Annotated in this window: 23 protein-coding genes and 1 pseudogene; 8 read left to right on the top strand and 16 right to left on the bottom strand. The window is 73.3% G+C overall.

The annotated features are described in order from the left end of the window. Positions 1-23: 23 nt before the first annotated feature. Positions 24-854 carry an alpha/beta fold hydrolase gene (locus ACWD0J_RS24225; RefSeq protein WP_451497914.1) on the bottom strand — a complete coding sequence of 277 codons (831 nt, stop codon included), beginning with the start codon at positions 852-854 and terminating at the stop codon, positions 24-26. A gap of 144 nt (positions 855-998) precedes the next feature. Between ACWD0J_RS24225 and ACWD0J_RS24220 the strand changes: the two genes are divergently transcribed. Both ACWD0J_RS24220 and ACWD0J_RS24215 read left to right on the top strand, forming a co-directional pair. Further along, complete coding sequence (locus ACWD0J_RS24220; protein WP_451497913.1) at positions 999-1883, top strand: RNA polymerase sigma-70 factor; 885 nt, start codon at positions 999-1001, stop codon at positions 1881-1883. Between the two features lie 147 nt (positions 1884-2030). Next, the gene (locus ACWD0J_RS24215) at positions 2031-2792 is read left to right on the top strand and encodes a GntR family transcriptional regulator (protein WP_451497912.1); all 762 of its coding nucleotides are present in this window, start codon (positions 2031-2033) and stop codon (positions 2790-2792) included. 156 nt (positions 2793-2948) lie between these two features. Here ACWD0J_RS24215 and ACWD0J_RS24210 read toward each other — a convergent pair whose 3' ends face one another. The 3 genes from ACWD0J_RS24210 to ACWD0J_RS24200 form a co-directional block, all read right to left on the bottom strand. Next, on the bottom strand, positions 2949-4106 hold the full coding sequence (locus ACWD0J_RS24210) for an ROK family protein (RefSeq protein ID WP_451497911.1): 1158 nt from the start codon (positions 4104-4106) through the stop codon (positions 2949-2951). 320 nt (positions 4107-4426) lie between these two features. Continuing rightward, positions 4427-5089: a response regulator transcription factor gene (locus tag ACWD0J_RS24205; RefSeq protein ID WP_451497910.1), complete on the bottom strand. Its 663-nt coding sequence runs from the start codon at positions 5087-5089 to the stop codon at positions 4427-4429. Between the two features lie 14 nt (positions 5090-5103). Continuing rightward, on the bottom strand, positions 5104-6261 hold the full coding sequence (locus ACWD0J_RS24200) for a sensor histidine kinase (RefSeq protein WP_451497909.1): 1158 nt from the start codon (positions 6259-6261) through the stop codon (positions 5104-5106). 108 nt (positions 6262-6369) lie between these two features. On the opposite strand from ACWD0J_RS24200, the gene ACWD0J_RS24195 reads away from it, so the two are divergent. From ACWD0J_RS24195 to ACWD0J_RS24185, 3 genes are read left to right on the top strand one after another with little or no spacing between them, the layout of a single operon-like run. Further along, positions 6370-7290 (top strand): ATP-binding cassette domain-containing protein, encoded by a 921-nt coding sequence (locus ACWD0J_RS24195; protein WP_451497908.1) that lies wholly within the window; start codon positions 6370-6372, stop codon positions 7288-7290. A 2-nt stretch (positions 7291-7292) separates the two neighbouring features. Then, positions 7293-8027, top strand: a complete 735-nt coding sequence (locus ACWD0J_RS24190) for an ABC transporter permease subunit (protein WP_451497907.1) — start codon at positions 7293-7295, stop codon at positions 8025-8027. A 57-nt stretch (positions 8028-8084) separates the two neighbouring features. After that, complete coding sequence (locus tag ACWD0J_RS24185; RefSeq protein WP_451497906.1) at positions 8085-8531, top strand: hypothetical protein; 447 nt, start codon at positions 8085-8087, stop codon at positions 8529-8531. Between the two features lie 102 nt (positions 8532-8633). Here the strand turns inward: ACWD0J_RS24185 and mug are convergent, their stop codons facing one another. The 8 genes from mug to ACWD0J_RS24145 form a co-directional block, all read right to left on the bottom strand. Then, entirely contained in the window at positions 8634-9134 is a 501-nt protein-coding gene (mug, locus tag ACWD0J_RS24180; RefSeq protein WP_451497905.1) for a G/U mismatch-specific DNA glycosylase, read from the bottom strand. A 44-nt stretch (positions 9135-9178) separates the two neighbouring features. Next, entirely contained in the window at positions 9179-10621 is a 1443-nt protein-coding gene (purB, locus tag ACWD0J_RS24175; RefSeq protein ID WP_451497904.1) for an adenylosuccinate lyase, read from the bottom strand. 166 nt (positions 10622-10787) lie between these two features. After that, complete coding sequence (locus tag ACWD0J_RS24170) at positions 10788-11582, bottom strand: SGNH/GDSL hydrolase family protein (RefSeq protein ID WP_451497903.1); 795 nt, start codon at positions 11580-11582, stop codon at positions 10788-10790. Positions 11583-11649: 67 nt separating this feature from the next. Continuing rightward, positions 11650-12663 (bottom strand): hemolysin family protein, encoded by a 1014-nt coding sequence (locus tag ACWD0J_RS24165; protein WP_451497902.1) that lies wholly within the window; start codon positions 12661-12663, stop codon positions 11650-11652. Then, complete coding sequence (locus tag ACWD0J_RS24160) at positions 12660-13994, bottom strand: hemolysin family protein (RefSeq protein WP_451497901.1); 1335 nt, start codon at positions 13992-13994, stop codon at positions 12660-12662. Before ACWD0J_RS24160 ends, ACWD0J_RS24165 begins: the two co-directional genes overlap by 4 nt. 162 nt (positions 13995-14156) lie before the next feature. Then, positions 14157-14582 carry a GNAT family N-acetyltransferase gene (locus tag ACWD0J_RS24155; RefSeq protein ID WP_451497900.1) on the bottom strand — a complete coding sequence of 142 codons (426 nt, stop codon included), beginning with the start codon at positions 14580-14582 and terminating at the stop codon, positions 14157-14159. A gap of 101 nt (positions 14583-14683) precedes the next feature. Then, positions 14684-17251, bottom strand: coding sequence for an FtsX-like permease family protein (locus tag ACWD0J_RS24150; RefSeq protein ID WP_451497899.1), 2568 nt, complete (start codon positions 17249-17251; stop codon positions 14684-14686). 3 nt (positions 17252-17254) lie between these two features. Next, positions 17255-18100: an ABC transporter ATP-binding protein gene (locus ACWD0J_RS24145; RefSeq protein WP_451497898.1), complete on the bottom strand. Its 846-nt coding sequence runs from the start codon at positions 18098-18100 to the stop codon at positions 17255-17257. A gap of 196 nt (positions 18101-18296) precedes the next feature. On the opposite strand from ACWD0J_RS24145, the gene ACWD0J_RS24140 reads away from it, so the two are divergent. Next, positions 18297-18572, top strand: coding sequence for a toxin-antitoxin system HicB family antitoxin (locus ACWD0J_RS24140; RefSeq protein WP_451497897.1), 276 nt, complete (start codon positions 18297-18299; stop codon positions 18570-18572). 4 nt (positions 18573-18576) lie between these two features. Then, a complete protein-coding gene (locus tag ACWD0J_RS24135) occupies positions 18577-18951 on the top strand; it encodes a fic family toxin-antitoxin system, toxin component (RefSeq protein WP_451497896.1) in 375 nt (124 codons plus the stop codon). Here ACWD0J_RS24135 and ACWD0J_RS24130 read toward each other — a convergent pair whose 3' ends face one another. From ACWD0J_RS24130 to bioB, 4 genes are all read right to left on the bottom strand, one after another. Then, complete coding sequence (locus ACWD0J_RS24130; RefSeq protein WP_451497895.1) at positions 18952-19641, bottom strand: class I SAM-dependent methyltransferase; 690 nt, start codon at positions 19639-19641, stop codon at positions 18952-18954. 205 nt (positions 19642-19846) lie between these two features. Then, positions 19847-20575, bottom strand: a complete 729-nt coding sequence (gene bioD, locus ACWD0J_RS24125; protein WP_451497963.1) for a dethiobiotin synthase — start codon at positions 20573-20575, stop codon at positions 19847-19849. A gap of 36 nt (positions 20576-20611) precedes the next feature. Beyond that, the gene (locus ACWD0J_RS24120) at positions 20612-21892 is read right to left on the bottom strand and encodes an adenosylmethionine--8-amino-7-oxononanoate transaminase (protein WP_451497894.1); all 1281 of its coding nucleotides are present in this window, start codon (positions 21890-21892) and stop codon (positions 20612-20614) included. Beyond that, positions 21885-23099 carry a biotin synthase BioB gene (gene bioB, locus ACWD0J_RS24115; protein WP_451497893.1) on the bottom strand — a complete coding sequence of 405 codons (1215 nt, stop codon included), beginning with the start codon at positions 23097-23099 and terminating at the stop codon, positions 21885-21887. The genes ACWD0J_RS24120 and bioB overlap by 8 nt, the downstream gene beginning before the upstream one ends. A gap of 147 nt (positions 23100-23246) precedes the next feature. On the opposite strand from bioB, the pseudogene ACWD0J_RS24110 reads away from it, so the two are divergent. After that, positions 23247-23528, top strand: a pseudogene (locus ACWD0J_RS24110) (hypothetical protein); the annotation flags it as partial.

The raw sequence follows: 23528 nt of genomic DNA, 5'->3' as shown, positions 1-23528 counted from the left end.
CACGAGCCGCTGCCCGGCACCCCTCAGCGGCTGCCGTCGAGAAGGACGCGCGCGACGAGCGCGGGGTCGTCGTTCATCGGGACGTGGCCGCAGCCGGGGAGCCGTACCAGCCGCGCCCGGGGAATGATCCGCTTGGCCCGGACGCCCTGACGCGGCACCAGCAGCCAGTCCCGCGTGCCCCAGGCCAGGGTGACCGGGATGCCGGGGACGTCCTCGGTGAACTGCACGCTGGTGCCGGCCCGCAGGGTCTCGGTGAAGCCCGTGGCCCGCGCCAGCGCCAGCGTCTCGGCGACGACGGCCTCGGGCGAACGGCGGCCCGGGCGGGCGTAGATGGTGCTCGTCAGGGCGGCGCGGCCGGCCGCCGACCGCGCCAGCCGCTCCACCAGCGGGAGCGGCATCCGCTCGGCTATCCGCCGCATGGTGAGGAGCACGCCGAAGGCGTAGCGGCGCTCGGCCAGTGTCCAGAACCCGGCCGGGGACAGCGCGGTGACCGACCGTACGAGCTTCTCCCGGCCCAGCTCCAGGGCGAGCAGTCCGCCGAGCGAGTTGCCCGCCACATGCGGCCGGTCGAGTTCCAGCGCCTCGCAGAAGGCGCCGAACACCGCGGTGGTCGTGGCCAGGTCGTAGGTCAGGCCGTCCGGCAGGCCGGGGGAGACCCCGAATCCGGGCAGGTCCACGCTGATCACGTCGCGCTCGGCCGCGAGGATGTCCACCACCGGGTCCCAGGCCTGCCGGTGGTGCCCGATCCCGTGCAGCAGGAGCAGGGGAGCACCGCTGCCCGCGCGCGTGTAGGAGACGGTGACGGGCTGAGGGCCCCTGGGAGAGGGCACGTCGAAGGAGAGGGTGACGGACATGGGGATGCTCCTCGGCGGACTGGCGGACTCACAGACGGACACGGGGTAGACAGCTTGTCAGCAATTAATACCGGCGGGTAGCCCCCAACGGGGCCCACCGCCGATCGCCTGGACACGGCCGCGCCGCTCGGCTGGGATGGAGCCGTGACCGCCGACACCGTGACCGACGTCTTCGAAACGCACCGCCGCGTCCTGCTGGGCGTCGCCTACCGCATGCTCGGCCGGGTGGCCGACGCCGAGGACGTCGTGCAGGAGGCCTGGCTGCGCTGGTCGGGCGCCGACCGCGGCGAGGTGCGCGAGCCGCGCGCCTACCTGGTGCGCGTCACCACCCGCCTCGCCGTCGACCGGCTGCGCCAGGTCAAGGCGCGCGGCGAGACGTACGTCGGCCCGTGGCTGCCCGAGCCGTACGTCACCGACTTCGGGGACACCGTGCCCGACACCGCGGAACGGGCGGTGCTCGCCGACACCGTCTCCCTCGCCGTCCTCGTCGTCCTGGAGTCGCTGTCACCGCTGGAGCGCGCGGTGTTCGTCCTGCGGGAGGCCTTCGGCTACCCGTACGCCGAGATCGCCGCGATGCTCGACCGGGGTGAGCCCGCCGTGCGCCAGCTGGCCGGGCGGGCGCGCCGGCACGTCGAGGAGCGGCGGCCCCGCTACCAGGTCGACCCCGCCCAGCGCCGCGATCTCACCGAACGGTTCCTGGCCGCGGCCGGGGGTGGCGACCTGGAGGGCCTGATGGCGCTGCTCGCCCCGGACGTCCGCCTCGTCGGCGACAGCGGCGGCAAGGCCAAGGCGCCGCTGCGGGTCCTGGAGACGGCCGACAAGGTGGGCCGCTTCCTGCTCGGCGCCGCCCGCAAGGGTGTCCCCGACCTGTCCTTCCGCTTCCTGGAGCTCAACGGCGGCCCCGCGATCCTCGCCCTGTCCGGCGCCGAGCCCGACGCGGTCTTCCAGTTGGACGTCCTGGACGGACGGATTCAAGCCGTATACATCATCCGCAACCCCGACAAGCTGCTGTCCCTGGCCTCCGGCTGAGACCCTGGGCGCCCGGACCGTCCCGAACCGCCTCGATTGGTCTTGACCAAGGGTGGGGGCCGTCCTATGGTCGCAGACAAGTGAAACAACCTTTAATAAACAAGGGCGTGAAAACGCCGCCGGACCACGGCGATTGCGGAGGACAGGGTGGGGACCACGCAGCTGGAAACGGTGCCGGAACCGAAGTACTGGCAGCTCAAGACCGTGCTCACTGAGGCACTGGACTCCGAATTCTCCGTGGGTGAGATCCTGCCCAACGAGCGCGACCTCGCCGCCCGCTTCGGCGTCGCCCGCGCCACGCTCCGCCAGGCGCTGGAACAGCTCGAACTGGAGGGCAGGCTCCAGCGCCGCCGCGGTGTCGGGACGACCGTCGCCCCGCCGCGCGTGGGCGTGGCCGTCGGCACGGAGCAGCACGACTGGCCGGGTGGGGCCGGGGACGTCTGGCAGCCCGTCGACTGCACCCTGGAGGTGCCGCCCGCGGCCGTCGCCGCCGCTCTGCAGACCGGGGACGACCAGCCCGTGCACACGGTCCGCCGTTCGCGCACGACCCACGGCCAGCCCGTCGCCGCCGAGTTGCTCTACATCGCGGAGCCGGCGGTGCCCGAGCTGTCCGCCATCGACGCGCCGTCCGGAGCCGCACGCGCGCGTGCCGTGCTGCGCGAGCTCCAGCGGCTGGAGCTGGACGGCCAGGAGAGCGCCGTCGAACTCGGGTCCGCCCGCGCCGACGACGCCAAGCAGCTGGACCGGCTCCCCGGGGCGCCCGTCCTCGTCGTCACCACCCGCTACCTCGCCGGCGGCCGCACCGCCGCGCTCTCCGTCGCCACCTACCGGGCGGACACCTGCCGGCTGACCTTCGGGGACCCCGGCGGCGTGGAGATCCACCAGGACCCGGAGCGCCGGGCGTCCTGAACACCGCACCGCCACCGCGTCGACGCCCCGGGGACCGGGATCCCCGGGCGCGCGGCCGTGTCCGGGACCGGGACGGGTCTCGTGGGGGCCTCAATGCCGGAACGGGAACCGCGGTGCCGGTACCGGCGCCGGCAGTCCCCGTCGGCCCGGCACCCGTCAGCGCCGGGCCGTCACCGTGCCCTCCACCGCGAACAGCTGCTCCTCCACATGGTCGAGGGCCAGCCGCAGCGCGCCGGTCGCCACGGCAGCCTCGCCCAGCAGCGACAGGGCGACCTTCGGAGGGCGCAGGCAGTAGCGCTCCAACTCCCGTCGCAGGGGCTCCAGTACGCCGTCCAGGCCGGCCGCCCAGCCGCCGATCACGACCAGCTCGGGATCCAGGGCCAGCACCAGCGCGGCCACGTCGTGCACCAGCCGCTGGATGAAGCGGTCCACGGCGGCACGGGCCCGCTGGTCGCCCTCAAGGGCCTGCGCGAAGACCTTCGCGACCGCCTGCTCGTCGAGCGGGTGCAGGGGCTCGTCCGTGGTGGACAGCAGCGTCTCCGGAGTCGCCTCCCGGCCCAGCAGATGCAGCGCGCCGATCTCCCCGGCGGCGCCGCCGTACCCCCGGTGCAGCCGCCCGCCGATCAGCGCACCGGCGCCCGGACTCAACCCGGCCAGGACGAAGACCACGTCGTCGGACTCGGTCGCGGAGCCCTTCCAGTGCTCGGCCACCGCGGCGGCGTTGGCGTCGTTCTCCACCAGGACCGGGCACTTGAAGGAGCGGCTCAGCCGTTCACCCAGGCGCAGCCCCGTCCACTCGGGCAGCGCGGTGCCCAGCCGGACCGTGCCGTCGGCCTCGACGATCCCCGGTGTCCCGACGCCCACCGCGCGCAGGGAGCCGCGGGCGACGCCGGCCCGGCGCAGCAGATCGGCCACCGCGGTACGCAGCCGCTCCAGCCGCTCGTCCGGCGACGCGGTCTCGTCGACGTCCTTGGCCTGCGCGCCGATGATCCGGCCGTCCAGGTCGGACAGGAGCGCGGCGACGCGGTGCGCCCCGATCTCCAGGCCCAGCAGATGACCGGCCTCGGCCCGGAACCGGAACCGTCGCGCGGGCCGCCCCTGACGTCGCACGACGCTCTCGTCGGCCGCCTTCTCGACGACGTACCCCACCTCGATGAGCCCCTCGACGACCCCTTCGACCGTCGGCCGGGAGAGCCCCGTCACCCGGGTGATCTCGGTCAGCGTCGCGCAGTCCGTGGCACGCAGCGCGTGCAGCACCACCGCGGAGTTGATCCTTCGCAGCAGCGAGGGATCCCCGCCGGTCAGCCGCCCCAACGTCCGTCCCCTCCCAGCTCGTGCGCGTGTTGGCCGGATCGTACTCGGCACGGCGCACCCGGGCGAGTGCCGGACCACGCGGGACGGCCGCGGCTTCTGCCGACGCCGTCCGCTCAGCCGGCCGTCCGCCCCTGCCGTCGGCGTGCGCCGGGGGTCGCACGGTCCCTGCTGTCCGGGTCCGCCGCAGGTCACGCGCGCCCTGCCGTCGGCGTCCCGTCGCCCCACCGGCCGTCGCCGCGGCCCGTCCCCGCGGACCGTGTCCGGTCCGCCGGCCACTGCGGTCCGCCCCGGCTCCGCCTCCGCTTCCGCCGCGGGCCATGTCAGCCAGGTGCGACGAACCCCGACTCGTACGCAGCGATCACGGCCTGCGTGCGGTCGCGTGCTCCCAACTTGGCCAGGACGGCGCTCACATGCGTCTTCACCGTCTCCGTCCCGACGACCAGCCGGGCGGCGATCTCCACGTTGGACAGCCCCCGGGCCATCAGCCGCAGTACCTCCGCCTCCCGCTCCGTCAGCCGGGCCCGTGCCAGCACGTCACGTGCCGCGCGGTTGCCGCCGTCGTCGCCGTACTCGGCGGCGAGCCGCCGCACCGACGCCGGGAACAGCAGCGACTCGCCCTCGGCGACCAGCCGTACCGCGTGCACGATCTCGGCCGGCCGGGCCCGCTTCAGCAGGAACCCGTCGGCGCCGGCCCGTAGCGCCTCGTACACGTACTCGTCGTTCTCGAACGTCGTCACCACGAGGATCTTCGGCGGTTCGTCGACCGTCCGCAGCACCGCGCGCGTGGCCTCGATCCCGTCCAGCAACGGCATGCGCACGTCCATGGCGACCACGTCCGGCCGCAGCCGCCGCACCAGCGGGATCACCGCCGCCCCGTCGGCCGCCTCCCCGACGACCTCGATGTCGGGCTGCGCCTCCAGCACGGCCCGCAGTCCCGCGCGGACCAGGGGTTCGTCGTCGACGAGGAGCACGGTGACCGGCATCCGGCCAGCGTAGATCAGTGCAGTGGCAGCTCCACGTGCACCTGCCAGTCACCCGCGTCCGGACCGGTCCGCGCGCGTCCCCCGAGCAGGGCCGCGCGCTCGCGTATGCCGCGCAGCCCGCTGCCCCGCCTGTGCCCCGGTGCCGCGGCGGTGAGCGGATTGCGCACCTCCAGGCCGAGCGTGCCGGCGCCGACCTCCACACGGACCCGGACGGGGACGGCTCCCGCGTGCCGCAGTACGTTCGTCAGCGACTCCTGGAGGATGCGGTAGCCCTCACGGGAGACCGGGCCGGGCACCGTGCCCAGGGGCCCGGTCAGCTCGGCGTCGATCTTCGCGCCGGAGACACGGGCGGACTCCAGCAGCCGGCCGGCTTCGGTCAGCGTCGGCCGGCCGCTCACCGGCCGCTCCGACTCCCGCAGGACGCCGAGCACCCGCTCCAGGTCCTCCAGCGCCGTCCGGCCGGTCTCCTCGATGGCCTCCAGCGCCCGGTCGGTGAACGCCGGATCGCCGGCCGCGCGCGCGGCGCCGGCCTGGAGGACCGCCACCGTCAGGGCGTGCCCGATGGAGTCGTGCAGTTCACGGGCGATGCGGGTGCGCTCCAGGAGCTGTTCCGTGCGTTCCTCCAGAGCGGCGAGGCGCTCCGCGGCGGACGGCCCGAGAAGCCGGTGTGCGAGCAGGGTGATCAACTCGCCGAGGCCGACCACCAGTCCGTACAACGCGACGAGCGGGAGCGGCACCAGGAAGGCGTACGCCCAGTGCGGCGCCGCCTCGCGCAGGACCGGGAAGTCCTCGGGTGACCCGCTCACGAACGAGAGTTCCGCCAGCGCGTACGACAGCAACGGCAACCAGACGGCGCCGAACGTCGCCACCGCCGCCAGAGCCATGCGCACCTGCAGCCACAGCACGGTCCGCAGCCGGTCCCGCCAGGTCGCCGACGGTTCCACGGAGATGTCCGTGTCCGCCTCGCCCGGCGTCAGCAGCAGCCTCGCCTGCACGCCCTCGCCCACCCGCACGGCCGGGACCAGACCGAGCGGGACCAGCGCGAGAACAGGCACCCACGGCTTCGACATGTCGATCCACAGCCAGACGCTGGCGACCAGCGCCGGCACCCACAGGTGCAGCAGGCGCGTGTACGTCGTCCCCCGCAGCAGCGGGCGCAGAAAGCGGGCCATCACGCCATCGTGGCAGCCGGCGCCGACAACCGGCCTCCCCCGCGCGGGGGAGCGGATCCCCCCGCGCGGGGGAGGCCCCGGCCCGGGAGCGGCGGCAAGGCTGCCGTCATGACCAGCATCGACGTCCAAGCCCTCACCAAGGAGTACGGGATGCGGCGAGCCGTGGACGCCCTCACCTTCCGTGTCCTGCCGGGCCGGGTCACCGGCTTCCTCGGTCCCAACGGCGCCGGCAAGTCGACCACCATGCGGCTCGTGCTCGGCCTCGACCGGCCCACCTCGGGCACCGCCACGATCGGCGGCCGTCCCTATGCCACGCTCGACGAACCCCTGCGCCGGGTCGGCGCGTTGCTCGACGTGCAGACCGCGCACGGGGCCCGCACCGGCCGCGACCACCTCCGTGCCCTGGCGGCGAGCAACCGCATCCCGGTCCCCCGGGTCGACGAGGTGCTGGAGGAGGCAGGGCTCGCCTCGGTGGCGCACCGCCGGGTGCGGACGTACTCCCTGGGCATGCGGCAGCGCCTGGGCATCGCCGCCGCCCTGCTCGGCGACCCCGAGGTGGTCATGCTCGACGAGCCGTCCAACGGCCTGGACCCCGAAGGGATCGTCTGGATCCGCGCGTTGCTGCGCCGGCTCGCGCGGGAAGGACGCACGGTCCTGGTCTCCAGTCACCTGATGAACGAGACCGCCGCCTTCGCCGACCACCTTGTCGTCCTCGGCCGGGGCCGCCTGCTGGCCGACACCCCGATGCGGGAGTTCATCGACGCGCGCGTGCGGCCCCGGGTACGGATCCGCACCACCGACCCCGCCGCGCTCGGCGAGGCCCTCGCCCGCCACGGCCGGCAGGCCGTCCCCCACGACGACGGGCACTGGATCGTGCACCACGCGCGCGTGGACGACATCGGCCGCCTCGCCTCCGACGCCGGGGTCCCGCTGCTCGAACTGACCGCCGAGCAGGGCACGCTGGAACAGGCCTACCTCGATCTGACCGCCGCCGACGCCGAGTTCGCGGCTCAGCCGCAGGAGGCCTGACCATGGCGTTCACCCCCGCGTTCCACGCCGAGTGGATCAAGATCCGTACGCTGCGGTCGCAGGTCGGCGCCCTGAGCGCGGTCCCGCTCGTCACGGTCGCCTTCTCCGCGCTGGCCGGCGCCGACACGGGCGGCGCCGACACGGGCGACGACTTCGACCCGCTCCTCACCGTCTTCTTCGGCGTCAGCTTCGGGCAGATCGCGGCGATCGCGTTCGGCGTGACGGCGGTGGCGGCCGAGTTCCAGAGCGGCGCGCTGCGCCTGTCGCTGGCGGCGGTGCCTCGGCGCGGTCGCTGGTTCGCCGCCAAGCTGGCGGCCATCGCCCTGCCGGTCCTGGCCGTCGGTCTCCTCACCGGTCTGGTGACCCTCGCCGTGGGCGGCGCGGTCCTCGGGGCGCGGGCCGGCGGGTTCGGCACCGCCGAAGGGCTGCGCGCCGCCGTGGGCTGCGGGATCTACCTCACGCTGATGGCCCTGTTCGCCGCCGGCCTCACCGCCGTCCTGCGCAGCGGCCTCACGACGCTCTGTGTCCTCATCCCGTTCCTGCTGGTCGTGTCGTTCGTGGTCGGCGACATGTCCGGGAACGTCGCCGACTTCCTGCCCGACCGCGCGGGCCAGGTCGTGTTCCACGGGACCTGGGACGGCTCCCTCGGCCCCTGGACCGGCCTCGCGGTGACCGCCCTCTGGGCGGGAGCCGCGCTGCTGGCGGGGGCGTGGAGCGTACGACACCGGGACGCCTGACCCCCGGGACGCCTGACGGACCGCCAATTGTCAGTGGTCACCGGTTTACTGGAGCACATGGACAGTGCGACGTACCTCGCCAGGATCGACTCGCTGTGCACCGGGGACCTCGCCGCGGCGCACGGCGAGTCCGACGCGTTCATGGCGGGCCCCGGATACCGCATCGAGTCGTTGGCGGCGAGTCACGAACTGCCGACGGACGACGCGGCGCGGCGGGCACCGGTCGTGGAGGACTTCCACGCCCTCAAGGAGCACATGTCGCTGATGCTGAACGCCCGTTGGGGCGAGCAGCAGTCGCCGTGGTGGATGGGGACGATCGTGGTGCGCATCGATCGCGGCGAGCCGATACCGGAGCCCTGGGCCACCGTCAGCGCGCTGGTGGACGAGCTGAACCTCTGGCAGCCCCCTGGCACGGAGCGCTGGCTCGCCCTCGGCGTCGCGGACCGCGACCTGGACGACGAGGTCCACCTGCTCGCCGTCGTCACGGACACCGACCCGCCATGATCCGCTCACCGCGGCCACCGACACAGACACAGACACAGACACGGACACAGACACGGACCCCACGGACTCCGGCGCGGACACAGACCCGCGCAACCCTGCTCGTCAGCCGCTTTCGGCCGCCACCCGCAACCGCGCGAACTCCTCCGCCATCGTCTGCGCGGTCCAGTGCGCGTTCAGCCCGCTCGGGTTCGGCAGCACCCACACACGCGTGTCGCCGATCGTCCGCTCCTGCGGGCCCACCTGCGCCTTGCGGTCGTCGAAGGCGGCCCGGTAGGCGGTCACCCCGACCACGGCCAGCCAGCGTGGCCGCAGCCGCGCCACCTTGAGCGTCAGCAGCCGCCCGCCCTCCCGGTACTCCTCCGCGCTCAGCTCGTCGGCCCGCGCGGTCGCCCGCGCCACGACGTTCGTGATGCCGAGCCTGTACGTCAGCAACTCCCGCTGCTCGGACGGCTTCAGGAGCCTCGGCGTGAACCCGGACAGATGCAGCACCGGCCAGAACCGGTTGCCGGGGCGGGCGAAGTGGTGGCCCGTCGCCGCGGTCATCAGACCGGGGTTGATGCCGCAGAACAGCACATGGAGGCCGTCCGCGACGACGTCCGGCACGAGACGGTCGCGGGCGGCCTCCAGCTCCTCGGCAGTGAAGCGGGTCAGAGGATCGCTCCGGGGGTGTAGCCCGCGGCCTCGGGGTGCCGCTTCACGATCTCCTCGATCCGGCCGACGACGACACCGACCTGGCCGGCCGCGGCGCCCGTGAAGGACAGCTTGTCGGCCATCAGCGCGTCGAGCTCGGCGCGGTCCAGCGGCAGGCGCTCGTCGGCGGCGAGCTTGTCGAGGAGCTCGTTGCGCTCGGCGCCCCGCTCGCGCATCGCCAGCGCGGAGGCGACCGCGTTCTCCTTGATCGCCTCGTGCGCGACCTCACGGCCGACCCCCGCGCGCACCGCGCCCATCAGCACCTTGGTGGTGGCGAGGAACGGCAGGTAGCGGTCCAGCTCCCGCGCCACGACAGCGGGGAACGCGCCGAACTCGTCGAGCACGGTCAGGAACGTCTCCAGCAGACCGTCCAGGGCGAAGAACGCGTCGGGCAGGGCCACCCGGCGCACCACCGAGCAGGACACGTCACCCTCGTTCCACTGGTCGCCCGCCAGCTCGCCGGTCATCGAGGCGTAGCCGCGCAGGATCACCATGAGGCCGTTGACGCGCTCGCAGGAGCGGGTGTTCATCTTGTGCGGCATCGCGGACGAACCGACCTGGCCCGGCTTGAAGCCCTCGGTCACCAGCTCGTGGCCCGCCATCAGCCGGATCGTCTTCGCCAGCGACGAGGGCGCGGCGGCCAGCTGCACCAGCGCGGTGACGACCTCGTAGTCCAGCGAGCGCGGGTAGACCTGGCCGACCGACGTGAACGCCTGCGAGAAGCCGAGGTGCCGCGCGATCCGCTGCTCCAGCTCCGCGAGCCGGGAGGTGTCCCCGCCGAGCAGGTCCAGCATGTCCTGCGCCGTGCCCACCGGGCCCTTGATGCCGCGCAGCGGGTAGCGGCCCAGCAGCTCCTCGACCCGCCCGTACGCCACGAGCAGCTCGTCGGCCGCCGTCGCGAACCGCTTGCCGAGGGTGGTGGCCTGCGCGGCCACGTTGTGCGAGCGGCCCGCCATGACCAGCTCGCCGTACTCCCCGGCCAGCTTCCCCAGGCGGGCGAGGACGGCCACCGTACGGTCGCGCATCAGTTCCAGCGAGAGCCGGATCTGCAGCTGTTCGACGTTCTCGGTGAGGTCGCGGGACGTCATGCCCTTGTGCACGTGCTCGTGCCCGGCGAGGGCGTTGAACTCCTCGATCCGCGCCTTCACGTCGTGCCGCGTGACCTTTTCGCGCTCGGCGATGGAGGCGAGGTCGACCTGGCCGAGGACGCGCTCGTAGTCGGCGATCGCCGCGTCCGGCACCTCGATCCCCAGGTCGTTCTGGGCCCGCAGCACGGCGAGCCAGAGCTGACGCTCCAGTTTCACCTTCTGCTCGGGCGACCAGAGCGTGGCGAGCTCGGCGGAGGCGTAGCGTCCGGCGAGGACGTTCGGGATGCGGGGCTTGGCGGGAGCGGAAGTCACGTGGACGGATTCTACTGGCGCTTCCTGCAGGCCGGAGCCACGGGTGGGTTCGTAGGAACCGACGAAGAACTGCCCGGCTCCCACCGACGGCCCGGCCCGCGCCCGCCCGCCGGGACGGTCACCCCGCCCGCCCGCAGGGACGGTCACCCCGCTCGGCCGTGGCCTGTCACTCCGCGGGCTGCTCGTGAGCCCGCTCGTACGGCAGCAGGTCGGGCCGCTTCGGGGGCAGGCCGTCACCCGAGGAGCGGCCCGTCAGCCGGCGGCCTATCCACGGCAGCAGGTGCTGCCGGGCGAAGCGCACGTCGGCGACCCGGCGCGCGGCCCATCCCGGCGGCGGTGTCAGGGGCAGGGGAGTGCGCCACTCGGTGTCCTCGGGCTCGTACCCGAGCCCCTGCCACACCGCCTCCGCGACCCTGCGGTGCCCCTCGGCCGTCAGATGCAGCCGGTCCACGTCCCACACGCGCGGGTCACCGAGCGAGGGGGCTCCGTAGAGGTCGACCACGAGCGCGCCGTGCCGCTGGGCGAGGCCGTCGACGATCTCGAACAGTTCCTCCATGCGCGGCCGGAACCGCTCCAGGACCGGGCCCTGGCGGCCCGGGCTGCGCATCAGCACCAGCTGCTTGCAGGAGGGGGCGAGCCGCTCCACGGCCTCCGTGAGCAGGGAGCGCACCCGCCCCATGTCGCACTTGGGGCGCAGGGTGTCGTTCAGCCCGCCCACCAGCGTGACCACGTCGGCCCGCATGGACGCGGCCACGTCGACCTGCTCGGCGACGATCTGCCCGATCAGCTTGCCGCGCACCGCGAGGTTCGCGTACCGGAAGCCGGGGGAGTGGGCCGCCATCCGTCCGGCCAGGAGGTCGGCCCAGCCCCGGTAGGTGCCGTCCGGGAGCAGGTCCGACATCCCCTCGGTGAAGGAGTCGCCGACCGCTACCAGGCTGGTGTGAGTGGGGTTCGTCTGCATGGCGACAGAGATGCTACCCGGCCGCCATACCCAGCGGTCGGTCGGCCCGGACTGCCCTCACCGGGGCTCACGTCCGCTGACCGAACAGCTCCCGCAGCACGTCCTCCATGGTCACCAGGCCGGTGAGCCGCCCGTCCGCCCCCAGCACGGCCGCCAGGTGCGTACGGCTGCCCCGCATCGCCGTGAGGACGTCGTCCAGCGGCGTGCTCTCCCGCACGCGCGCGATGGGCCGCATGTCCCGCAGCTGGAACGGCAGCTCTCGCGGAGTCTTGTCCAGAGCGTCCTTGACGTGCAGGTAGCCGATGATGCGGCGCCCCTCGTCGACGACCGGGAAACGGGAGTAGCCGGTCTCGGCCGACAGCACCTCCAGTTGTTCGGGGGTGACCCCCAGATACACGTAGGCGACGGCGTCCAGCGGAAGCACCACGTCCCGCACCGCCCTGCGGCCCAGCTCCAGGGCGTCCCGCAGCCGCTCCTGCGCGCGGTCGTCGATCAGCCCCGCCTCGCCGGAGTCCCGCACGATCCGGGCCAGCTCGGCGTCCGAGAACGTGGCCGCGACCTCGTCCCGGGTCTCCACCCGGAGCAGCTTCAGCAGGGCGTTCGCGAAGGCGTTGATGGTGAAGATCACCGGGCGCAGCGCACGGGACAGGGCGACCAGCGGCGGCCCGAGCAGCAGCGCGCTGCGCACCGGCTCCGCGAGCGCGATGTTCTTCGGCACCATCTCGCCGAGCAGCATGTGCAGATAGGTCGCCAGGGTCAGCGCGATCACGAAGGACACCGCGTGCCCGGCGCCCTCGGGCACGCCCGCCGCGTGGAACGCCGGCTCCAGCAGATGCGCGATGGCCGGCTCGGCGACCACACCGAGGATCAGGGTGCACAGCGTGATGCCGAGCTGTGCGGCCGCCATCAGCGCGGACACGTGCTGGAGCCCCCACAGCACGCTCTTGGCGCGCCGGTCGCCCTCCTCGGCGTACGGCTCGACCTGGCTGCGGCGCACGGAGATCAGCGCGAACTCGGCGCCGACGAAGAACGCGTTGACGACGAGGGTCGCCAGACCGATCAACAACTGGACGGCGGTCACGCGCCCTCCACCTCCGTCTCGTGCTCGTGCGCCGGGGCGTGCAGCAGCAGCCGTGCGGCCCTGCGGCCCGACGCGTCCACCACGTCCAGCCGCCAGTGCGCGACCTCGACCCGGTCACCGACGGCGGGGATCCGCCCGAGTTCCGTCGCGACGAGGCCGGCCAGTGTCTCGTACGGTCCTCCGGGCGCCCGCAGGCCGACCCGCGCGAGCTGGTCGATGCGGGCGGAGCCGTCGGCGGAGTAGAGGGTGCGGCCCTCGTCGTCGCTGCCGGCCGGGGCCAGGTCGGGCGTCTCGTGCGGGTCGTGCTCGTCCCGCACCTCGCCGACGACCTCCTCGACGATGTCCTCCAGGGTGGCCACGCCCGCCGTACCGCCGTACTCGTCGATGACGACGGCCATCGTCCGTTTGCCGGACAGCCGGTCCAGCAGCCGGTCGACGGTGAGCGACTCCGGGACCAGGAGCGGCTCACGCATCATCTCGGAGACCCGGACCCGGGGCCTGCGATCGGCGGGAATCGCCAGCACGTCCTTGATGTGCGCGGTGCCCACCACCGAGTCGAGGCTGCCGCGGTAGACCGGGAACCGGGACAGGCCCGTCGCCCGGGTCGCGTTCGCCACGTCCTCGCAGGTCGCCTGGACCTCCAGGGCGATGACCTGCACGCGCGGTGTCATGACGTTCTCCGCGGTCAGGTCGGCCAGGTTCAGCGTCCGCACGAACAGCTCGGCGGTGTCCGGCTCCAGGGCGCCCTCCCGGGCGGAGTGCCGGGCCAGCGCGGCCAGCTCCTGGGGTCCGCGCGCGGAGGCCAGTTCCTCGGCGGGCTCCAGGCCGAAGAGGCGTACCGCGCGGTTGGCGGTGTTGTTGAGGTGGGTGATGAAGGGCCGGAAGACGGCGGAGAACCACCGCTGCGCGTTGCCCACCCGCTTGGCCACGGCCAGTGGCGAGGAGATCGCCCAGTTCTTGGGCACCAGCTCGCCGACGACCATCAGGAACACGGTCGACAGGGCGGTCCCCAGCACCAGGGCCAGCGAACTCGCCGTCGACCGGGAGACGCCCACGGACCTGAGCGGGCTCGCGATCAGCGCGGCGATCGACGGCTCGGCGAGCATGCCGACCACCAGGTTGGTGACCGTGATGCCGAGCTGCGCGCCGGAGAGCTGGAAGGTCAGACTGCGTACCGCCTTCAGGGCGCCGGCCGCACCCCGCTCGCCACGCTCCGCGGCACGTTCCAGCTCGCCGCGGTCGACGGTGGTCAGCGAGAACTCCGCGGCGACGAAGGCACCACAGGCGAGCGAGAGCAGGATCGCCACCAGCAGGAGGAGCACTTCGATCATCGGTTCACCTCCGTCCCATGGTCCGGCAGAGCGGGGAGGATCGCGCGATGTCGCGTACTGGGAGGCTCGCCCATGGGCGGACGCTCACACCTTTCATGGAGGAACGAGTGGCCCGTCCAGGGTAAAGGATGGGCAAAAGAGCGCGACGGGCGGACCGGGACCTCAGCCCGTGAGGGGCTTGACCCAGCGTCGCCACTGCTCCTCGGGCACGTACCCGGCCGCCCGCCACGCATGCTGCGCGGTCTCGTTGCGGGTCAGCACCATCGCGTCCGCGCGGCGCCCGCCCAGCCGTACGAACCGCTCCTCGGCGGCCGCCAGCAGGGCACCGCCGATGCCCCGGCGGCGGTGGTCCGGATGCACCGCGAGCCGGTACAGGTGGCAGCGCCAGCCGTCGAAGCCCGCGATCACCGTGCCGGCCAGCTCGCCGTCGAGTTCGGCCAGGATCAGCGCCTCGGGGTCGCGGGCGACCAGCCGCTCCACGCCGGTCCGGTCGTCACTGATGCTCGTGCCCTCGGCGGCCACCTTCCAGAAGGCCAGCACGGCGTCGAGGTCGTCGGGCGCCGCGGCCCGTATCCGCAGGTCGGTCATACGGTGATCCCATCACGGGCACCGGCCCGGGACACGGGATTCCAGCATCCGGACAGCCACCGGCCCGGAACCCCGCCGAGATGCCCAGCGGTGCGCGTCCGTCACTCGTGCGCGATGGCCGCCAGCACGTTCATGCGCGACGCGCGCAGCGCGGGCAGCAGCGCCGCCACGACGCCCACCACCGCCGAGCCGACCACCACCGCGACGATCGTCATCCAGGGCACGGCGAGCGCCTTCATGCCCTGCAACGCCAGTACCTGCTGGGTGCACACCCCCCACACCAGTCCCAGGGCGAGCCCCAGCACCGCGCCGAACACCGCGATCACCACCGACTCCAGCCGGATCATCCGGCGCAGCTGGCGCCGGGCGAGCCCGATGGCCCGCAGCAGCCCGATCTCCCGGGTCCGCTCCACGACCGACAGGGCGAGGGTGTTGACCACGCCGAGCACCGCGATCACGATCGCCAGCCCGAGCAGCGCGTACACCAGGTAGAGCAGGACCGCGATCTGGTCGTGGATCAGTTCCTTGTAGTCGGCGAGGTCACGCACCTGCACCTGCGGATACGGGTCGAGCGTCCGCTCCAGGTTCGCGCGCAGGTCGTCGTCGCCGGTCCCGGAGGCGGCGTTCACGTACAGCGCGGAGTCCTGTCCGCCCGGCGCGAACTCCTCCAGCGTGGCCATGCCGACGTACAGGCCGCCCTGGGTGCCGAAGCCCTCGGCGGCGTCCTGGTCGGTGAGGGCGCCCACCGTGAGCTCGGTGGTGCGCCCGCCCTGGAACTCGACCGGGATCGCGCTGCCGAGCCGGACACCGTGGTCGCGGGCGAAGCCCAGGTCCATGGCGATCCGGCCGGGCGCGAGCGCCGCGGAGGTGTCGCCCTCGGCGTACGTGATGCGGGCGACCTCGTCGAGCCGGGGGTCGTAGGCCGCGGCGGTCGTCTCGACCCGGTCGCCGTCCGGCAGCCGGACCGCGACCGGGGTGAACCGGGACCGGACGACGAGCCCCGCGCCCGGAGTTACGCGCACCGCCTCGGTGAGTTCCCGCGGGAAGGGCAGGAAGCTGCCGTTCTGGATCACGTAGTCGGCGCCCAGCGTCTTGTCGATCTGCTGGTCGAAGGACTCGGTCATCGACGCGCTCGCCACCGACATCCCGCCGACCAGGGCGAGGCCCACCATCAGCGCGGCGGCGGTGGCGCCGGTGCGGCGCGGATTGCGCAGCGCGTTGCGCTGGCTCATCCGGCCGACCGACCCGAACAGGGCGGGGAAGGCCCCGCCCAGCACCCGGATCACCGGCCGCACCAGCAGCGGGCCCGCGATCACCGTGGCCAGCAGGGTCAGGACGACACCGAGGGCCAGCAGGGAGGCCGCCGAACCGGTCTCGGACGCGAGGGCGCAGCCCACCAGCGCCGCCGTGCCGGCCGCCCCCACGGCCGCGCCGACGATGGCCCGCGTCCGCAGCGGCCTGCCGACGCCGGCGATCTCCGCGTCCGCGAGGGCCGCCATCGGCGACACCCCCGCCGCGCGCCGGGCCGGGAGGTACGCGGCGACGAAGGTGACGCCGACACCGACGACGTACGCCGCCACGGGCGTGACCCAGCCGATGACCATCTCGCTCGACCTGATGTTCATGCCGAGCGTGTTCATGAGCGCGATCAGCCCGGCCGCGAGCCCGATGCCGGTGGCCAGGCCCAGCGTGGAGCCGACCAGGCCGAGCAGCAGCGCCTCGGTGAGGACCGAGCGGCGGACCTGGCGCCGGTCGGCGCCGAGCGCGCGCAGCAGACCCAGCTCGCGGGTGCGCTGGGCGATCAGCATCGAGAAGGTGTTGACGATCAGGAACACGCCGACCAGCACGGCGATTCCGGCGAAGCCGAGCATGACGTACTTGATGACGTCGAGGAATCCGCCCAGCTGCTGGACGTCCGACTCGGCCTGCTCGTCGGCGGTGCGGTACTCGAAGCGGTCCGTGCCGAGCGCGGCGGCCACCCGCTGCTTGAGCTGCGCGTCGCTCACGCCCTCCTCGGCGTCCACCGAGATGCTGGTGGCGGCCTTCGCGTCACCCAGCAGCTTGGACTGCGCGGTCGCGGTGTCGAGGTAGACCAGCGCGGCGCCGGGGTTGGTGGTGGTGAACGTGACGATGCCGACGACCTCGACCTTGAACGAACCCGGTCCGGCGATCACGGTGAGCGTGTCCCCGATCCGTACGTCCCGGCGGTCGGCGGACTCCGAGTCGAGCAGCGCCTCACCCGGCCCGCGCGGCGCGTGGCCGGAGGTCAGCTCGACGGGACTGCGCCGGTCGGGGCTCCAGTCCGTGCCGATCGTGGGGGCGCCCGTGGTCGGGCCGACGGACTCGTTCTCGCTGTCGACGACGGTGATGTTCGCCGCCTCGGCGTCCGCGCGCGCCTCGGCGACTCCGTCGAGGCGGGCCACCCGCTCCGCGAGCGCGGCGGGCAGCGTGACCGTCATCCCGGACGGCACCGCCTCGTCCAGGGTCTTCTTCGGGCTGACGGTGACATCCGGCGCGGTCGTGGCGAAGAGCCGGTCGAAGGTCCGGCTGAGCGTGTCGGAGAAGATCAGGCTGCCCGCCACGAACGCCACGGACAGCACCACGGCCAGCGCCGACAGCAGCAGGCGTCCCTTGTGCGCGAGGAAACTGCGGAGCGTCGCCTTCAGCACGGGTCAGGCCTCCCCGGCGGAGGCGCCCCGGCCCTCGCCCTCGCTCCCGTCCCGGGGAGTCCCGTCGTACGGGGCGCGGCTCACGTCGAACCGTTTCATGCGTTCGAGGACCGCCTCCGCCGTCGGCCGCTCCAACTCGTCCACGATCCGCCCGTCCCCGAGGAACAGCACCTGGTCGGAGTGGGCGGCGGCGCCCGGGTCGTGGGTGACCATGACGACGGTCTGCCCGAGCTGGTCGACGGCCTCGCGCAGGAACCCGAGGACCTCCAGCCCCGCCCGCGAGTCCAGGTTGCCGGTCGGCTCGTCCGCGAAGATCAGCTCGGGCCGGGAGGCCAGTGCCCGCGCGCACGCGACCCGCTGCTGCTGGCCGCCGGAGAGCTGGGAGGGCCGGTGCCTCAGCCGGTCCCGCAGCCCCAGTGTGTCGATGACCTGGTCCAGCCACTTCTCGTCGGGCTTCTTGCCCGCGATGTCCATCGGCAGTGTGATGTTCTCGGCCGCGTTCAGCGTCGGTATCAGGTTGAACGACTGGAACATGAACCCGATCCGGTCCCGTCGCAGCCGCGTCAGCTCCCGTTCCTTGAGGCCCGTGATCTCCGTGTCGCCGAGCCACACCTGACCGGCCGAGACGCTGTCGAGCCCCGCGAGGCAGTGCATCAACGTGGACTTGCCGGAGCCCGACGGCCCCATCACGGCGGTGAACCGGCCGCGCGCGATGTCCACGTCCACCGCGTCCAGCGCCAGCACGGTCGTCTCGCCCGAGCCGTACGCCTTGGTCAGGCCGCGGGCGCGGGCGGCGATTCCGTCGGCCGACGCCTGACCCGGCACATGCTGAGCAGCAGGGGTGGACAAGACTGCCTCCTCGCTCCGGTACGCAGGAGGCCGAGGGTAGTGTGACGGAGCCCACAGCCGGAATCCTCCCTGCGGCCGAGCCGCCCTCCACCCCAGGTCGGGTCCCCGATGCCCGTGTAAGGGGCACTTTCCGCGCGGAGGGTCCCGGAGTGAGAGGGCCTTGCCGCTGCTAGCGTTCCGGCGCTAGCGTCAGGGTATGGCGAAGACCCAGCTGAACGTGCGCGTGGACGAGGACACGGCCCGCGCCGCCCGCGAACGCGCCCTGGCCCGCGGGATGAGCGTCAACCGCTACATCGAGGAACTGGTCCGGCAGGACACCGGCGAGGTCGGCCACACCTTCGTCGAGGCCGCCGCCGACTTCATGAAGCAGTACGAGTCCGTCTTCGCCGAGGAGTTCGACGGGGGCGGCCCCGCGCACGCGGCCTCAAGCGCGGGAGAGGACCGCGAGGGCCCGAGCGAAGGTCGCCACTGATCCGTTGAGCCGTCTCACGATCGACCTGGCCTGGCTCCTCATGCTCGCCGAACAGAAGACCCCGGGAGACCCCCAGGTCACCGACTGGGGCGCCCTGGTCGCCGCCGTCGCCCGCCACCAGGCGGAGATATTCGACGTCCCGGTCTACGACAGCCCGCAGGCGCGCGCCGCCGCGCTGCTCCAACTCCTCATCCACGTCCCCGCGCTGGAGCGGTCCAACGCCCTGTTCGCGTCCGCCGTGGCCTACGCCTACCTCGTCGCCAGCGGTCTGAAGGTCGTCACCTCGCCCGAGCAGGTGCGCGAACTGGCCCGGCTGGTCAAGAGCGGTGAGGCGTCCGTCGACGACATCGCGCGGGAGCTGCGCCGGTGGAGCCTGTGATCACCGCCGGGTGAGCGCGGGGCGCCAGGCGGTGCCCAGCACGCAGTACGACGTGGGCAGCGTGGGGCCGTTCTCCGGCATCGACATCCGCCGGTAGGGCCCGAGTTCGAACCCGGCGTCCCGCAGCGCGGCCACCGGGTCGCGGGCCAGATGGCAGCCGCCCATCAGCGGCGGCCACACCGTGCGGTCCAGGGCGCGCTGGGTGAAGGTCATCGCTAGGCCGCCGCCCCGCCCGTGCTCGAAGAACCGCACCTCGCCCCCGGGCCGCAGCACCCGACGCGCCTCACCGAGGGCGCGCTGCACGTCCCGCACACTGCACAGCACCAGGGAGAGCACCACCGCGTCGAAGGCCTCGCTCTTGACCGGCAGTGCCTCCGCCGCACCCGGCACGACATCGACGGGAACCCCGGAACGCAGGGCGGACTCCACCGCCAACTGCCGCAACACCCGCTCCGGTTCGATCGCCACGACCTCCGCGACCGTGCCCGGGTAGTGCGCGAAGTTCAGGCCGTTGCCCGCGCCGATCTCGATCACCCGCCCGGACAGCCCGGCGAGCAGCCTCCGGCGTACCGAGCCCATGCCCATCCGGGACTCGGCGCCCACACTGATCCGGGCGTAGTACCGGGCGAACAGCGGATGATGGACGGGATCCCGGGACACCTTCGCCGAACGGGCGGACCGTAGCCGCATGGCAACCTCCCTCACAGGCGGGCCTCACCCCGATTGTCCCCCCGACGGGCCCGTCGCACCCCCGATGTCACGTCACCGGGTGAAGTCCCGCCCCGGTTCCCGGACACCGGGGTGACCGATCATGACGGGCCGGCCCGCCGGCAGCGTGGCGCCGGCCGGTCGGCTGCGTCGCGTCGGTCCGCCGCCGCGCGGAGGCTGAGGCGTCTCAGGTCCCGGGGCCGGGAGCCTCCCGCCTGCGGAACGCCTCCGCGTCCCACGTCCCGTCCAGCCGGGGTGCCAGCCAGCCCGGCGCCGCGGCACGGAAGCCGGCGGGCGCGAGCGCGCCGGCCCCGGCGGGCAGGGCCCCGAGCAGCGGGGCTCCGGCCACGTCGGGGAGGTCCGCCAGATTGCAGCGGGACGCCAGGTCCGGCGCGTCGGGCCAGCTGCCGATCACGATCCCGGCCAGGTCGAGCCCCCGGGCGCGCAGTTCACGTGCCGTCAGCTCCGTCGCGTTCAGGGTGCCCAGACCCGCCGGCGCCACCACCAGCACCGGCGCCGCCAGCAGTTCGGCCGCGTCGGCCAGGGTCCCGCCCGCAGCGTCGAACCGGACGAGCAGCCCGCCCGCTCCCTCGACCAGCACGAGGTCGTGCTCGGTGGCCAGCTTGGCGGCGGCCTCGGCGATCTCCCGCGGGTGCACCGGCGCCCGCCCGGCCCGCCGCGCCGCGGTCGCCGGCGCCAACGGCTCGGGATACCGGGCCAGTTCGGCCGTTGTCACGGCACCCGCGAGCCGGGCCACCTCCGCGGCGTCTCCCCGCTCGTCCGGCCGTACGCCCGTCTGCGCGGCCTTCAGCACGGCCACCGAGCGTCCGGCCGCACGGGCGGCGGCGGCGACGGCGGCGGTCGTGACCGTCTTGCCGACCTCCGTGCCCGTGCCCGTGATCACCAGGACCGGCACGTCATCACCTCTGCTCACCTCTGCCGTTCCTCCCGCTCATCCCTCGCGCGCCGCCGCGCACACCGCGCGCGCGACGCGTGCCACGTCCGCGTCGCCGGTGACGTACGGCGGCATCGTGTAGATCAGGTCCCGGAACGGCCGCAGCCACACGCCCTCGCGTACGGCGGCCTCGGTGGCCGCCGCCATGTCGACGGCGTGGTCGAGCTGGACGACCCCGATCGCCCCGAGCACCCGTACGTCGCGCACCCCCGTCAGCTCCGCGGCCGGAGCCAGTCCCTCCCGCAGGCCCGCCTCGATCCGCTTGACCTCGGACAGCCAGTCCTGGCCCAGCAGCAGTTCGACGGAGGCGCAGGCGACGGCCGCCGCCAGCGGGTTGCCCATGAAGGTGGGGCCGTGGGCGAGCACCGGGACCTCGCCCCGGGAGATGCCGTCGGCCACCCGCGCGGTGCACAGCGTCGCCGCCATCGTCAGGTAGCCGCCGGTCAGCGCCTTGCCCACGCACATCACGTCCGGCGTCACGGCCGCGTGCTCCGCCGCGAACAGCGCGCCCGTCCGCCCGAACCCGGTCGCGATCTCGTCGAACACCAGCAGCACGTCGTGCGCGTCGCAGGCCTCCCGCAGCACCCGCAGATACGCGGGGGAGTGGAACCGCATCCCGCCCGCGCCCTGCACCACCGGCTCCACGATCACCGCGGCCAGCTCGCCGGCGTGCCGTTCGACCGCCGAGCGCAACCGCTCGGCGTACGACTCCTCGTAGGCGGCGGGCGGCGCGTCCACGAAGACCTGCCGGGGCAGCACTCCGGTCCACAGGTCGTGCATCCCGCCCTCGGGGTCGCACACCGACATGGGCTGCCAGGTGTCGCCGTGGTAGCCGCCGCGCCAGGTCAGCAGGCGCTGCTTCGCCGGGCGGCCCAGCGAACGCCAGTACTGGAGGCACATCTTGACCGCGACCTCGACCGACACCGAACCCGAGTCGGCGAGGAACACATGCTCCAGACCGTCGGGCGACATGTCGACAAGATGCTTGGCGAGGCGTACGGCGGGCTCGTGCGTGAGCCCGCCGAACATCACATGGCTCATCCGGCCCAGCTGCTCGCGCGCGGCCTCGTTCAGCACCGGGTGGTTGTAGCCGTGGATCGCCGACCACCAGGACGACATGCCGTCGACCAGCTCGCCCGAGCCGTCCGCCAGCCGCAGGCGCACCCCGCTCGCCGACTCCACGACGAGCGGGTCACGCCGGCCCGGCATGGGCCCGTACGGATGCCACACGTGCCGCCGGTCCAGTTCCAGCAGCTCGGGCACGGTCAGGTCAGGCATTGGGCGCGAGGTCCGTTCCGGCACCTCGACGGCGCACGGCGACCAGATCCGTCCGGGGCGCCCGGGCGGTGGCCGCCGGCGCCGGAGCGGACCCGCACACCCCGCTGCCCGCACCGTCCCGCGACCCGCACCCGCCGGCGCCCTCGTGGGGCCCGCACCCGTCACCGGCCTCCGCATGCGACCCGCATCCGCCCTGGGCCGTCGTCCGGTGCTCGGGCAGCGTCACCTGGTCCGTGCCCTCCACCTCGAAACCGGCGTCCGCGATCATCTCCAGGTCGGCCCTGCCCGCCTGGCCCTCGCTGGTCAGGTAGTCGCCGAGGAAGATCGAGTTGGCCAGGTGCAGGGCCAGCGGCTGCATCGAGCGCAGATGGACCTCCCGGCCGCCCGCGATCCGCACCTCCACGTCCGGGCAGACGAACCGCACCATGGCCAGGATCCGCAGACACCGCTGCGGGGTGAGGTTCCACTCCTTGGCCAGCGGGGTGCCCTCGAACGGGATCAGGAAGTTGACCGGCACCGAGTCGGGGTCCAGCTCGCGCAGCGCGAACACCACGTCGACCAGGTCCCCGTCGCTCTCGCCCATCCCGGCGATCAGACCGGAGCAGGCGGACAGACCGGCCGCGTGCGCCTTGTGCACCGTGTCCACCCGGTCGGCGTACGTGTGCGTGGTCGTGATGTCCGCGTACGTGCTCTCGGAGGTGTTCAGGTTGTGGTTGTACGCGTCCGCGCCCGCCTCGCGCAGCCGCTCCGCCTGGCCGTCCGAGAGCAGTCCCAGACAGGCGCACACCTCGACGCCCTCGTTCTGCTCCTTGATCGTCTTGATGGTGTCGGAGACCCGGTCCACGTCCCGGTCGGTCGGCCCGCGCCCGGACGCCACCAGACAGACCCGCTTGGCACCTCCCGCCAATCCGGCCGCCGCCGCCTTCGAGGCCTCGTCGGGCTTGAGCCAGGTGTACTTGAGGATGCCGGCCTGGGAGCCGAGCCGCTGCGAGCAGTAGGAGCAGTCCTCCGGGCACAGGCCCGACTTGAGGTTGACGAGATAGTTGAGTTTCACCCGCCGGCCGAACCAGTGCCGACGCACCTTGCCGGCCGCGGCCACCACATCGAGCAGGTCGTCGTCGGAAGTGGCGAGGACGGCCAGCGCCTCCTCGCGGCTCGGCACCTCGCGCCGAAGCCCCTTGTCCACCAGCGTGTTCAGCAGGTCCATGAGAGCCGATCCTGTCCTAAGGAGCCGTCCGGGGCCAAGGAGAGTTCACACAACTCTGACGCTTCGAGGTGTGGGTATCACCACATCCGGGGCGGCTGGCCGCCCCGCTAGTGTCTGTGCACTGCCTACAAAAGCTCTGGAGGACCGATGGCGTTCGGCTGGATAGACGAGGAGGCGGACCGACGCCGCCGCGCCGGACTCGTACGGACGCTGCGTCCCCGCCCCGCCCACTCGCCGCTCCTGGACCTCGCCGGCAACGACTACCTGGGCCTGACCCGCCACCGCGAGGTCACCGAGGGCGCGGCCGCCGCCGCCCGGGCCTGGGGCGGCGGCGCGGCCTCTTCCAAGGCGCGGTGCAGCCGTACGGCGAGCGCCTTCCCCGCGAACGAGGCAGCCTCCAGACGGGTCTCGGGCGGGTCGAAGCGGTGC

This window comes from Streptomyces sp. NPDC003011 (assembly GCF_053591515.1).
This window is presented reverse-complemented; position numbering and strand designations above follow the sequence as displayed.